The sequence below is a fragment of the Aliiroseovarius salicola genome, from assembly GCF_027891095.1.
GTDB lineage: Bacteria > Pseudomonadota > Alphaproteobacteria > Rhodobacterales > Rhodobacteraceae > Aliiroseovarius > Aliiroseovarius salicola.
In genome coordinates this window covers 112,799-124,958 of sequence record NZ_JAQIIO010000001.1, presented here as the reverse complement: position 1 = coordinate 124,958, position 12,160 = coordinate 112,799, and the positions used below count along the sequence as shown (strand labels likewise).

General features: G+C 55.9%; 11 protein-coding genes. 3 read left to right on the top strand and 8 right to left on the bottom strand.

Going from position 1 to position 12,160, the window contains the following annotated elements; translation table 11 throughout:
- Entirely contained in the window at positions 1-891 is an 891-nt protein-coding gene (gene hemF, locus O2N63_RS00610) for an oxygen-dependent coproporphyrinogen oxidase (RefSeq protein ID WP_271052085.1), read from the bottom strand.
- 108 nt (positions 892-999) lie between these two features.
- On the opposite strand from hemF, the gene O2N63_RS00605 reads away from it, so the two are divergent.
- Positions 1,000-1,410: a hypothetical protein gene (locus tag O2N63_RS00605; protein WP_271052084.1), complete on the top strand. Its 411-nt coding sequence runs from the start codon at positions 1,000-1,002 to the stop codon at positions 1,408-1,410.
- Positions 1,411-1,413: 3 nt separating this feature from the next.
- On the opposite strand, the gene O2N63_RS00600 is transcribed toward O2N63_RS00605, so the two are convergent.
- The 3 genes from O2N63_RS00600 to clpS all read right to left on the bottom strand — a co-directional run bounded on the left by O2N63_RS00600 (position 1,414) and on the right by clpS (position 3,700).
- Positions 1,414-2,241, bottom strand: coding sequence for an SDR family NAD(P)-dependent oxidoreductase (locus O2N63_RS00600; protein WP_271052083.1), 828 nt, complete (start codon positions 2,239-2,241; stop codon positions 1,414-1,416).
- A gap of 39 nt (positions 2,242-2,280) precedes the next feature.
- Positions 2,281-3,282, bottom strand: coding sequence for a class I SAM-dependent methyltransferase (locus O2N63_RS00595; RefSeq protein ID WP_271052082.1), 1,002 nt, complete (start codon positions 3,280-3,282; stop codon positions 2,281-2,283).
- 85 nt (positions 3,283-3,367) lie between these two features.
- On the bottom strand, positions 3,368-3,700 hold the full coding sequence (gene clpS / locus O2N63_RS00590; RefSeq protein ID WP_271052783.1) for an ATP-dependent Clp protease adapter ClpS: 333 nt from the start codon (positions 3,698-3,700) through the stop codon (positions 3,368-3,370).
- Positions 3,701-3,888: 188 nt separating this feature from the next.
- Here clpS and O2N63_RS00585 point away from each other — a divergent pair, with 188 nt between their 5' ends.
- Positions 3,889-4,587, top strand: a complete 699-nt coding sequence (locus tag O2N63_RS00585; protein WP_271052081.1) for an HAD family hydrolase — start codon at positions 3,889-3,891, stop codon at positions 4,585-4,587.
- Between the two features lie 266 nt (positions 4,588-4,853).
- Positions 4,854-6,260: a D-alanyl-D-alanine carboxypeptidase family protein gene (locus tag O2N63_RS00580; RefSeq protein ID WP_271052079.1), complete on the top strand. Its 1,407-nt coding sequence runs from the start codon at positions 4,854-4,856 to the stop codon at positions 6,258-6,260.
- 105 nt (positions 6,261-6,365) lie between these two features.
- Here O2N63_RS00580 and O2N63_RS00575 read toward each other — a convergent pair whose 3' ends face one another.
- From O2N63_RS00575 to O2N63_RS00560, 4 genes are read right to left on the bottom strand one after another with little or no spacing between them, the layout of a single operon-like run.
- Positions 6,366-7,982, bottom strand: coding sequence for an ABC transporter ATP-binding protein (locus O2N63_RS00575; RefSeq protein ID WP_271052078.1), 1,617 nt, complete (start codon positions 7,980-7,982; stop codon positions 6,366-6,368).
- Positions 7,979-9,085 (bottom strand): ABC transporter permease, encoded by a 1,107-nt coding sequence (locus O2N63_RS00570; RefSeq protein WP_271052077.1) that lies wholly within the window; start codon positions 9,083-9,085, stop codon positions 7,979-7,981. The genes O2N63_RS00575 and O2N63_RS00570 overlap by 4 nt, the downstream gene beginning before the upstream one ends.
- A gap of 3 nt (positions 9,086-9,088) precedes the next feature.
- A complete protein-coding gene (locus tag O2N63_RS00565; protein ID WP_271052076.1) occupies positions 9,089-10,171 on the bottom strand; it encodes a microcin C ABC transporter permease YejB in 1,083 nt (360 codons plus the stop codon).
- A gap of 34 nt (positions 10,172-10,205) precedes the next feature.
- Positions 10,206-12,137: an extracellular solute-binding protein gene (locus tag O2N63_RS00560; protein ID WP_271052074.1), complete on the bottom strand. Its 1,932-nt coding sequence runs from the start codon at positions 12,135-12,137 to the stop codon at positions 10,206-10,208.
- Positions 12,138-12,160: the final 23 nt, after the last annotated feature.

Below are 12,160 nucleotides of genomic sequence, written 5' to 3'. Positions count from 1 at the left end.
TTAAACCCACTTGGCCATCGGTGGCAGGCTCATCAGGACCGCATTGGCATCATGCCCGGTGGCCAGGCCAAATTTGGTGCCACGGTCATAGACCAGATTGTATTCGGCATAGAGCCCACGATGCACGAGCTGCGTGTCCTTGTCAGCGTCAGACCATTCCGTGTTGCGGCGCTTTTCGGTCACGGGAAGAAAGGCGGGCAGGAAGGCGCGACCGATATCCTGTGTCAGCGTGAAATCTGCCTCCCAGTCGCCGGAGTTGCGGTCATCCATAAAGATCCCGCCAACGCCGCGCGCACGCCCGCGATGGGGTACATAGAAATACTCATCCGCCCAGGCTTTCAGTTCCGGGTAGAGGTCTTCTCCATGAGGATCGAGATGTTGTTTCTGTATCGCGTGAAAATGTGCGGTGTCTTCGTCATATTCGATGCAGGGATTGAGGTCGGATCCACCACCGAACCACCAGGCGTTTGGCGTCCAGAACATGCGGGTGTTCATGTGAACCGCCGGGCAATGCGGGTTTTGCATATGGGCCACCAGAGAAATGCCCGAGGCCCAGAACCGCGGGTCCTCTTTGATGCCAGGCACTCCGCGTGCGGCCATGGCTTGTTGCGCGGCCACCCCAAGGGTTCCGTAAACGGTCGAGATATTCACGCCGACTTTCTCGAATACGCGGCCACCCCGCATGACGCTCATCAGGCCACCGCCAGCGTCCGACCCATCATCGGTGCTGCGTTTGGTGTTGGTGACTTCAAATCGCCCGGCTGGTGCGTCAGCGAAAGGACCAGTGTTCTGATTGTTTTCCAGGTCTTCAAATGCCGCCACAATCTGATTGCGCAACTCTTCAAACCAAGCGCTTGCACGGGATTTCTGATCTTGCATTTGGTCACTCATGGCGGGGTCCTCTGTCCTGTCGATACTGGTCTATCAGCGCGAGTTATGGTGACGAGCTATCAGGTTTTCCCCTGACAAGCCAAGCGCACAATTGAGTAGAGTGGCAGCATGTCACGACGTGCATTGGGGGATACTGATATGAAGAAACCGCTCTTGGGATGCGTTCTTATTCTGGGACTCGCTGCCTGCCAGACAACGACACAGTCGCAGATTGCAACGCCTGTTCCTGCGGGCTGTGATCCTCAAGTGGCTGCGCATTTGGCCACTTTGGGTAAAGAGATCAAAACTCTCGAGGCACGTCAGGAACGGGGCTATCGGACAAATAATTCGGTGGTGCAGATTGCCAACCCACTGAATCTTTGCGCAAGCCCTTTGCCATTTGTATCGGTCTGCGCACCCAGCCCAGAGATCAGATCCACTCTACCGAGCTATCATGAGCATAAAGCAGAGCGTGCGCGGTTGGAGGACCTCAAGTCAGAACGCAAAGCGCTGGAGGACGCCAACAAGGCGTGCCAGTAAAGTTCAATGGGCGGGGTTGCCGACAACATCCAAAAGGCTACGCCCGCCATCAATGGTCAGGATGTGGCCTGTCATGAAACTGGAGCTGCCTGAGCATAGGAACTGTGCCGCTTCCGCCACTTCGGTGGCACTGGCGATCCGCCCAAGAGGGGTACCGTCGATAATTTCCTCGCGTGTGCTCTTGTCGCCCCGAATGGTGTCGCGCAGGCTTGCGCTCATCAATGATCCAAAGCTGACGGCGTTGACCCTGATGCGACTTGGCGCCAGCGCAACCGCAAGTGATCGGGTCATTTGATCCACCGCAGCCGAGGCCACCGAGTAAGCCAGAAGGCCGGGTTGAGTGCGGGATGCGGCGATTGAGGACAGGTTGACGATGGCACCAAGGGGCTCGTCCTGTTCATCTTCGCTCAGGTTCATTCCTTGCTGAATCATGCGCTTGGCCACCAATTGGCTTAGTCGCAGGCTGGTCATCAGGTTCTGATCCAAAAGCGTTTGCACGGCCAGATTATCCGCATCCATTGGATCGGATAACATCACCTGCCGTGAGGCATTGATTAGTATATCCACCCGCTCAAAAGCATCGATCGTGGCAGACAGAAGGTTGGCAATGGTCAGCTTTTCACGCAGGTCACCCGCGAAGATGCGGGTATTGGAGGGCGTGTCATCTTCGTCTTCGGGGTTTTCACCCCATTGTTTCAAAAGACCAGCTTCGTCCATATCTGCACAAATCACATTCGCACCGTGATCTGCAAAATGGCGGGCGATGGCCAGGCCGATCCCGTTGGCGGCCCCTGTGACAATAGCGGTTTTGCCTGCGATGGAAAAAGACATGGTGCTCTCCTGATTCCCCGAACTTGAGCCTATGCGAACTCAGCGCGTGTTGCGACCGGCCTTTGTATTTGGTTTGGCGGCACGGATTACCTTGAAGCCGGGGGTACCGCCAATTTCTTCAACCTCGCGGAAATACTCGGACAATGTGTCTTCGTAGGGAAGGTGACGGTTTGCGACCATGATCAACTGTCCTGATCCTTTCAGGATTTTCGCAGCGGTGCGAATGAAGGCCCGACCCAGATCAGGATCCCCTTTGCGTCCTGTGTGAAATGGGGGGTTCGAAATTACCGTATCGTAAGGGGCTTTAGCCAGATATGTGATCGCATCCCCCCAAAGGAAATGTGCACGTGGATCAGTGATGTTTTTCCGGGCACAATCAAGCGCAGATGAATTCGCCTCGATCAGGTCGATATGCTCAACGGCGTCTTGTTTAAGCGCATGATGGGACAACAGCCCCCACCCCGCACCCAAATCTGCGATGCGACCCTTGAGTGTCGTGGGCAGGGCTTTGATCAATGCCTCGGACCCCTTGTCGATCCCATCGGCGGAAAAGACACCCGGGCGGGTGATGAAACCCTCTTGCAGACGTTTGTCTTGTGCCGTCCAATCCGCCACATTCGCACCCGTGATCCCGGCAATTTTGCCATGCGCTTTGGAAATCACACCTTGAAGATTCGAGTGTTTCTTGAGTGATTTCAACAGACTATCAATTCCATCGGTTTTCTGCCCGTCAAGAATGATCAGGCCGCCGTCTGTTCTGGCGCTCGCTTCTGCGATCCATGCCTGCGCCAGTGCCTTGGCTCGGGGAACACATATGACCGCAGCCGCAAATTGCTTGTCCGGCAAGCTGGGGGTCACATTCCACCCTCTGCTCCGCCATGCTTCATGCACAGGGAAGTCTGGGGCAACAATGTCCACCCGTTCCTTGGGAAGATCAGACAGATTGGTGTCCAGACCAGGGTTGAAAACGGCGATCTGACCCTCTTCCGGCAGGGTGAGAACGCCGTCACCAAGTGCGAGAGACAATCGTGTATGGAACATATGTGGACCTCAGATCACGCCATGGATCACGGCGGGTTATGTCATGGTAAGCGGCAGGGTGGAAATATCCAGAGTTTCGGCGCAATCACTCTTTTTCCATGGTGCATTGCAATGGATGCTGGTGTTCGCGGGCAAGCTGCATGACTTGTGTTACCTTGGTTTCCGCGATCTCAAATGAATAGACCCCCACCACGGCCAGCCCTTTCTTGTGCACAGTCAGCATCAGCTCAAAGGCCTGCGCATGGTTCATGCCAAAGAACCGTTCCAGCACCATCACCACAAACTCCATCGGAGTGAAGTCATCGTTCAGGATCATCACTTTATACATCCGGGGACGGCGCGTTTTCGGCTTTGTGGCCAGCGCAACACCGGCTTCTCCATCGTCATCGCTTCCCGCATCATAGATCGGGGCGGACATATGGGTGGGTACAAAACGCAAGGAACTTCTCCGCAGGTTTGACATGTTGAGGCCGTAAACCATTTCGGCCATTCTACTGGTTATGGCGAGTATATAGGGTTCGTGTCGGTGTTTCAAAAGTGCCGGACCGTCCCCGATTCAAATTGGTTCCGGTCCTAGGTGCCGGACGTTATGAGGCTCTTAGCAGAATGCGCACAAAAGTCACAACAATTGGTTTCGACGCAGATGACACCCTGTGGCAGAACGAACAATTTTTTCGCCTGACGCAGGAGCGGTTCGCAGAGCTGCTGTCGGATTTTGTCGACCCTGATCATCTGGCTGCGCGTTTGGTGGCGGCTGAACGGCGCAATCTGGGACGATACGGATTTGGGATCAAAGGTTTTACCCTGTCGATGATTGAAGCTGCCATTGAGGTGTCAGATGCCAAAGTGCCGGCAAGCGTCATTGCCGAGTTGATCGATGCGGGGCAGGAAATGCTGGCACACCCGATTGAACTGTTGCCCCACGTCGAAGACGTGATTACGGAACTGTCGCGGGATCACGCGATCTTGTTGATTACAAAAGGTGATCTTTTGGATCAGGAACGCAAGCTGGCGCAATCCGGATTGGGCGAGATGTTTGAAGCGGTCGAAATTGTCTCTGACAAGGTGCCTGGCGTTTATACCCGTGCCTTTGCGCCGTTTGGCGGCACGTCCACCGCGATGATGGTAGGAAACTCGGTCAAGTCTGATGTGATCCCGGCGCTCGAAGCCGGGGCATGGGGCATCCATGTACCTCATGACCTGACATGGGAATATGAATTGGCCGATGAACCCGCAGCCCATGCTCGGTTTCGTCAGATAGAGGATCTGGGGCAATTGCCCAAGTTGATCCGTGAATTGGTATAGATCTGGTATGATCAAGTTCTACAGCTTCTAGATATAGCGGGCGTGTTCCGGGGGACACGGCAATTCACCACCCGAATCCCATTGAAAAGAATGTCTTTTCCCTATCGCATTTCCCGTGTTACGCTGAAGAAAATAAACGAGTGGGCAACAGACCCGCGCTTCAGGCAACGACCTGATTTGAGGCAGAAAAGGTAAGCGACGTGCAGACACGTCTTGGGCAGTCGGCCAGACATTGGCTATTTCTTGCAGTTATTTGCTGTATTTCAATGCTTGCGATATCGCAGGCAAGCGCCGCGCCTTATGCGGCTATGGTGGTTGATGCCCGATCCGGCAAGGTGCTGCATTCTCGAAATGCCGATACCCGGCTGCACCCGGCCTCCTTGACCAAGATGATGACGCTCTATGTGGCGTTCGAGGCAATTACCCGTGGTGAGATATCTCTCGACACCGTTGTGACGATTCCCCGCAAAGCGGCGGCGGAACCGCCGTCAAAGCTGGGATTGCGAACCGGTCAGAAGATCAAACTGCGCTATCTGATCCGCGCCGCGTCGATCAAGTCTGCCAATGACGCTGCCACTGCCATCGGAATTGCAATTGCCGGGTCCGAAGCAGCATTTGCGCGCCGAATGAACCGCACCGCCAAGGCAATGGGGATGACGCGCACGCATTTCAAGAATGCCCATGGCCTGACCGAAAGTGGACATCTGTCGACTGCACGGGACATGACCACTCTTGGGCGGCATGTGTTTTATGACTATCCGGATTATTACAACCTGTTTTCGCGCCGGACAGCGGATGCCGGGGTGCGTAAAGTGGCGAACACCAATACCCGCTTCCTGAACAGCTATCGCGGGGCGGATGGGATCAAGACCGGCTACACTCGCGCGGCAGGTTTTAATCTTGTGGCCTCGGCGGAGCGGGGAAGTGAGCGGATCATCACCACAGTCTTTGGAGGGCGATCAACTGCGTCGCGCAATGCGAAAGTGGCAGAACTGATGAACCTTGGTTTCCGCCGTGCCCCCAGCCGAGTTGCTGTGCGCAAACCCCAACGACCGGCCTATACGCCTGGTGGTGTGGCCCCCGGTACGGCTGGCAAGACCATACGGCTGGTGACGGCTGTCAAGAAAAGCCTGCGCCCGAAAATGCGCCCCGGTCCCGAAGAGGCGACACCTGTGACCTCCACACAGCTGGCGGCCCTGACCGAAGGGATTGCGGAAGCGGTGGAAGAGGTGGCCCGTAGCGAAAACAATCTGGTACGAGCCTCAATTTCGGCACCTGCAACTGCGATTGCCAAACCTGTTTTAGGCGGAGATATCGCCCCGCTTTCTGCGGTTCCCCCCCCGCCACGTCCCGCTGCGATAGTGCTTGCGGCACGCCCGGCAAAAAACGCAGCACCTGTGCCGCAAGAAGTTGTGACGCGCATGTCGACTTCGGGTGGGCGCCATTGGGGGATCAATGTCGGCATCCTTGGATCTCGCTATCAGGCGGAACGGCTGTTGTTGAAAACGGCGCTTAAGGAAATCGACACGCTGGATGATGCGTTGCGTAAAGTGGTGAACCGACCGAAAGGGTGGTATGCGAACTTTGTTGGCATGACACAGGAACAGGCTGACCTGGCGTGCCGGCGCCTGACAGCCCGCAATTCAGATTGCATGGTCTTGGGTCCCAGCTGATCTTTCGCAGTGATGCGACGGGGGATGCGAGGCTCTGCCTCGCGCTCCGAGGTGTTTTCGGCAAGAAAAAAGGCCCAGGGTCCGGTTGCCTTTTCAGCCTATGCACTATTGCGATACGGCCTCTGATGCCTTCATGTCGAAGGCGGCGGCCATGAGGGCGCGCGTGTATTCTGTCGCGGGCGCGTCAAAAATCTGTTTGGCTTCGCCGCTTTCTACGATGTCGCCTGCGCGCATGACGAGGACTTTGTGTGAAAGCGCGCGGACCACCCGCAGATCGTGGCTGATAAAGAGATAGGCCAGACCGTATTTTTTCTGAAGATTGCGCAGTAATTCGACAATCTGCACCTGGACCGTCATGTCGAGCGCAGACGTCGGTTCGTCCAACACCATTAGTTTCGGTCGCAGGATCATCGCGCGGGCGATGGCGATGCGCTGGCGTTGCCCACCGGAAAACTCATGCGGATAGCGGTGCATCGCGGCGGGGTCCAGTCCGACCTCTTCCATAATCTCTGCAACCATCTCACGCCGGTTTCGTCCCGGTTCTACCCCATGCACGGTCAGCCCTTCGGCAATGATTTCCTCGCAGGTCATACGCGGGGAAAGAGAGCCGTAGGGATCCTGAAATACGATTTGCATGTCGCGCCGCAGGGGTTGCAGTTGGCGTGACTTGCGCCCCTGAATATCTTCGCCCAGAAACACTACCGGCCCTTCGGAACTGATCAGGCGCATCACCGCCAAGGCCAGTGTGGTTTTCCCGGACCCGCTTTCGCCCACGATGCCGATGGTTTCACCTGCCCGGACCGAGAAGCTTGCAGCATTCACCGCTTTGATATGCCCTACGGTGCGCCGCATGAGACCTCGTTGGACCGGGAACCAGATGCGCAGGTTTTCGGTGTTGGCAATCACGGGCGCGTCTTCGGCCACGGGATCGGGCCGACCCTGTGCTTCAGCATTGATCAGGGTCTTGGTGTAGTCATGCTGCGGATTGGCGAAGAGTTTGGCGGTGGGGCCTTCTTCGACAATAGCGCCATCTTTCATCACGCAAACCCGGTCCGCGATGCGGCGCACGATGCCGAGGTCATGGGTGATGAATAGAAGTCCCATCCCTTCGCTTCTTTTGAGATCCATGAGCAGATCAAGGATCTGTGCCTGAATGGTCACGTCCAGCGCAGTGGTGGGTTCGTCTGCGACCAGAAGTTCCGGCTCGTTGGCCAGTGCCATGGCGATCATCACGCGTTGGCGTTGCCCGCCTGACAGTTGGTGCGGATAGTCGGACAGTCGGTTTTCCGCATCGCGAATTCCCACTTTGTTCAGAAGGTCAAGGATGCGGGCGCGGGCGGCATCCCCGGTTAAGCCCTGATGCAAGGCGAGGCTCTCAGCGAGCTGTTTTTCAATTGTATGCAGAGGGTTGAGCGACGTCATCGGCTCCTGAAAAATGAAACTGATGTCGTTGCCGCGAACGTCCCGCAGGTCAGCGAGAGACGCCCCAATCATCTCGCGCCCTTCATAGGTCACGGACCCTTCAACTGATGCACTCTCAGGCAACAGGCCCACGGTGGACAACGCGGTTACAGATTTCCCCGAGCCGCTTTCGCCAACGATGGCCACGGTTTCCCCGCGTCCAACCGAGAAACTCACACCCTGCACAGCAGGATGGAGCTTGCCGTCTTGGCGGAAGCTCACCCGCAGGTCTTGTACTTTGAGAACATTTGCATCCGTCATTGGAAGGTCTTTCGCGGGTCAAACGCATCGCGCACGCCTTCGAAGATGAAGACCAGCAGCGACAGCAGGATTGAGAATGTGAAAAAGGCGGTGAAAGCCAACCAGGGTGCTTGCAGGTTGGCCTTGGCCTGACGGGTCAATTCACCCAGTGACGGAGCCGAAGAGGGCAGGCCGAAGCCGAGGAAATCAAGCGACGCAAGTGTCGAGATCGTGCCGGTGATGATGAAGGGCAAGAGCGTAAGCGTGGCCACCATCGCATTGGGCAGTACATGTCGGAACATGATCACACGGTTCGACACACCAAGCGCTCGAGCGGCGCGGACATATTCGAAGTTGCGGGCGCGCAGGAATTCAGCCCTGACCACGCCGACCAAAGCGGGCCAGCCAAAGAGGACGGTCACGAAGACCAGCAGCCAGAAGCTTCGTCCCAGAATGGCGAATAGAATGATGATCACATAAAGCGACGGGGTTGATCCCCAGATCTCCAGAATCCGCTGAAAGATCAGGTCGGTCTTACCGCCGAAATAGCCCTGAATGGCCCCAGCCGCGACGCCGATGACTGACGTCAGCACTGTCACCACGATGGTGAAAAAGACCGAGAGGCGGAAGCCGTAGATCACCCGTGCCAGAACGTCGCGCGAGGTGTCATCGGTGCCAAGCAGATTCTGGCTTGTTGGCGCAGAGGGCACTGCCCCGCCAGTGTCCACAATCGTCGTGTAGCTATAGGGAATAGGCGGCCAGAGCAGCCAACCCTTTTGGATGTATTCCCCATCCACCATGCCGGTCGCAGCCTGGGCGATGATCTCGTCTGGATCATCCCAACAGGCTTCAAGTCCACCGGACTTGATCAGGCATTGAACCTCGATGTCGCCATAGGGTGCCTCGGTTTTGAAATCGCCACCAAAGGTGGTTTCGGGGTAAAACTTAAGGATTGGGGCATAGAGGTCGCCGCGATAGCTCACCAGAATTGGTTTTTCGTTTGCGAGCACCTCAGCCAGAAGTGACAGGCCGAAGAGCAGCATAAACAAGATCAGGGACCAGAAGGCCCGGCCATTTCGGCGGAAATTGCGCCAGCGCCGTTGATTGAGCGGGGAGAGTGCCATTTCTTATGTTTCCCGCGCTTCGAAATCGATCCGTGGATCGACAAAGACATACATGAGGTCCGACAGGATTCCGACCACTAGCCCAATCAGCCCAAACACGAAAAGCGTGCCGAAGATGACGGGATAGTCACGTTGCAGTGCCGCCTCGAAGCCAAGCCTGCCCAGACCATCCAGCGAAAAAAGCGTTTCGATGATCACGGAGCTTCCAAAAAACACGCCCAGGAACACCGAAGGGAAACCGGCAATCACAATCAGCATCGCGTTGCGAAACACATGGCCGTAGAGCACCCGGTTTTCCGCAAGCCCCTTGGCGCGCGCTGTGACCACATACTGTTTTTTGATCTCGTCGAGGAAACTGTTTTTCGTAAGCAGTGTCAGCGTGGCGAAGCTCGCGATGGTCGTGGCGAGGACCGGCAAGGTGATGTGCCAGAAATAATCGCCAATTTTCCCCAATAGGCTCAGTTCTTCAAAATTGTCCGAGGTCAGGCCCCTGAGAGGGAACCACTGAAAATAAGACCCGCCAGCAAACACCACCAGAAGCAGGATCGCGAAAAGAAAACCGGGGATTGCATAGGCCACGATGATCATACCCGAGGTCCAGGTGTCAAAACGCGACCCGTCCTGCACCGCCTTTCGGATGCCCAGAGGGATCGATACGATATAAGCAATGACTGTGGACCAAAGCCCCAGTGTGATTGAAACCGGCATTTTCTCGGCGACCAGTTCAAACACGCCAATGGATCGGAAATAGCTCTCGCCAAAATCAAGCCGGATATAGTTCCACATCATCAGGAAGAATCGTTCAACGGGAGGCTTGTCAAAGCCAAACTCTTTTTCCAGTTCCGCGATGAACTCGGGTGGCAAACCACGTGCGCCAAGATAGCGTTCATCCCCGCCGCCGTTGCCGCTTATCTCCGAAGTGCCGCCGGTGATGCTTTCAAACACATCCCCCTCGCCTTCCATCTGGGCGATGATCTGGTCAATTGGCCCACCGGGGACAAATTGGGTCAGGGCAAAGTTTACAATCATGATCCCAAGCAGTGTCGGGATGATCAGAAGCAGCCTGCGCAGGATATAAGCGCCCATTGAGAGGTCCTGTTATTGTTTCATTGCTCGGGTATCAGCGCAACGCGCCAGAGGCCTTCAGTGCTGCTTCCTTTTCTGCACTGATCCACCAGAAGTCCAGTTGCCCCAGCGCATAAGGTGGCAGGTCTTCCGGGTGCTCATACATGTTATAATAGGCAACGGTGTGTTTGTTTTTATACCATTGCGGCACCATGAACCCCCGATGGCGGAGCACACGATCCAGCGCATGGACAGCTGTGCGCAAGTCTTCAAGCGTCTGTGCTTCGCTTACGACTGGCAAAAGCGCGTCAACCGCCGTATCGCGCAGGCGCATCAGGTTGCGCGAACTGTCATCGGCTGTGCTGGATGCGAACCATTGTTTCAACCCTTCTCCTGGTTCAAAGCCCAGAGTGAAAGAATGGGTCACTAGGTCAAATTTGCCTTCACGCTCGCGTTCGATCAGTTGCGAGCTGTCGACGCGGTCCAGTTTGGCCTGTACGCCGATCCGTTGCAGGTTCTCGATATAGGGGTTGATGATCCGGTCAAACAGCGGGCTGAAGGTGACAAAGGTCAACGTTAATGGTTGCCCATTCTTGCTGCGCGTCCCGTCATCGCCGACCACCCAACCGGCTTCATCCAGAAGCTTTGAGGCAGCGCGCAGCACTTTTCGCGAAGGCTGGCTGTCTCCTGCGCGGTTCTCGGTTGGTGTAGGGGCGTCTTCGCTCAATACACTCTCCGGGATCAGGCCCTGATCGACCAACGGCTGCAGAATGGCAATCTCACCTGCACTGGGAGCCCCAGCGGCCGCAAGATCCGACCCGGGCCAGAAACTATCGACCCGTTCATACAGCCCGTAAAAGAGTGTCTCATTGGACCATTCAAAATTGAACATCATCTCGATGGCGTCACGAACCCGCTTGTCCTGCCAATTTGTGCGATCCAGATTGAAGATGAAACTTTGCGCCTGTCCGACCGTTTCGTCAGTGATCTCTTCCTTCACCACATCCCCGCTTTTCATCGCCGGGAAATCGTAACTTAGTGCCCAGTCCTTTGAGGAGTTTTCGTTCCTGAAGGTGTAGGTTCCTGCTTTGAAGCCTTCCAGCGCTGCGGTGCCGTCACCGAAATAAACAATATGGATTTTGTCGAAATTGTTCGTTCCGACATTGAGAGGGTGATCATAGCCCCAGTAATCGGGATTGCGTTTGTAGGTGACAAAGCGATTATATTCATGATTGTCGAGCATATAGGCGCCGGTGGTCATGAAAGGTGCGTCGCTGCGCTCATCAAGACGCGCCCCGGTTTTCTCGAACCATGCTTTGGAGAATACGGAGGAAGAGCCGGCAAAGCTGATCCTCTCGCGCATGGGGGCGGTGTCAGAGAATGTGAATTTTATCTGGTAGGGTCCAAGCACTTCGACGTTGGTCACAAGGCTGGAGACAACTGACCGATATTCGAAGATTCCTTGTTCAAGAATGAGGTTAAAGCTGAACTCAACATCCGCGGCGGTCATGGGCGTGCCATCGGCAAACGTCACATCGTCGCGCAGATTGAAGACCACCCAATCAAGGTTCTCGGGATATTCCAGTGTGGTGCAAAGGAAGCAATACATCCCATAAGCGTCGTCCGCAGTGCCTGCCATCAGGCTCTCCACTCCGATCGTGGCGCGCTGGGCGGGGCGGCCTTTGCGGGTGTAGGGGTTGAAGCTGTCGAAATTACCAAGCCCGGATTCCGAATAGGTGCCCCCTTTTGGGGCGTCCGGGTTCACATAATCAAGATGCGTAAACCCTTGTTCGTACTTGAGGGATCCAAAATTGGAATATCCATGCGCTACGGTAACCGCATCTGCCCGAGCGGACCACGCGGTGAGGGTAAGTGCTGCGGCCGCAACCATGCCAGTCAGGGCGATTTGCCATACGGGCGCTTCGGCAGGGGCGGGTACGGCTTTTGCCACAGCCGAACGGGTCTTTCCTTTGCGGGCCTCTTGCATGTGTTCTCCTCCGTAAATGCGCG

Excerpts from the sequence above, each read along its gene's own strand:
- hemF (WP_271052085.1), bottom strand. The coding sequence starts at position 891 with ATGAGTGACCAAATGCAAGATCAGAAATCCCGTGCAAGCGCTTGGTTT.
- O2N63_RS00605 (WP_271052084.1), top strand. The coding sequence starts at position 1,000 with ATGTCACGACGTGCATTGGGGGATACTGATATGAAGAAACCGCTCTTG.
- O2N63_RS00600 (WP_271052083.1), bottom strand. The coding sequence starts at position 2,241 with ATGTCTTTTTCCATCGCAGGCAAAACCGCTATTGTCACAGGGGCCGCC.
- O2N63_RS00595 (WP_271052082.1), bottom strand. The coding sequence starts at position 3,282 with ATGTTCCATACACGATTGTCTCTCGCACTTGGTGACGGCGTTCTCACC.
- clpS (WP_271052783.1), bottom strand. The coding sequence starts at position 3,700 with ATGTCCGCCCCGATCTATGATGCGGGAAGCGATGACGATGGAGAAGCC.
- O2N63_RS00585 (WP_271052081.1), top strand. The coding sequence starts at position 3,889 with ATGCGCACAAAAGTCACAACAATTGGTTTCGACGCAGATGACACCCTG.
- O2N63_RS00580 (WP_271052079.1), top strand. The coding sequence starts at position 4,854 with ATGCTTGCGATATCGCAGGCAAGCGCCGCGCCTTATGCGGCTATGGTG.
- O2N63_RS00575 (WP_271052078.1), bottom strand. The coding sequence starts at position 7,982 with ATGACGGATGCAAATGTTCTCAAAGTACAAGACCTGCGGGTGAGCTTC.
- O2N63_RS00570 (WP_271052077.1), bottom strand. The coding sequence starts at position 9,085 with ATGGCACTCTCCCCGCTCAATCAACGGCGCTGGCGCAATTTCCGCCGA.
- O2N63_RS00565 (WP_271052076.1), bottom strand. The coding sequence starts at position 10,171 with ATGGGCGCTTATATCCTGCGCAGGCTGCTTCTGATCATCCCGACACTG.
- O2N63_RS00560 (WP_271052074.1), bottom strand. The coding sequence starts at position 12,137 with ATGCAAGAGGCCCGCAAAGGAAAGACCCGTTCGGCTGTGGCAAAAGCC.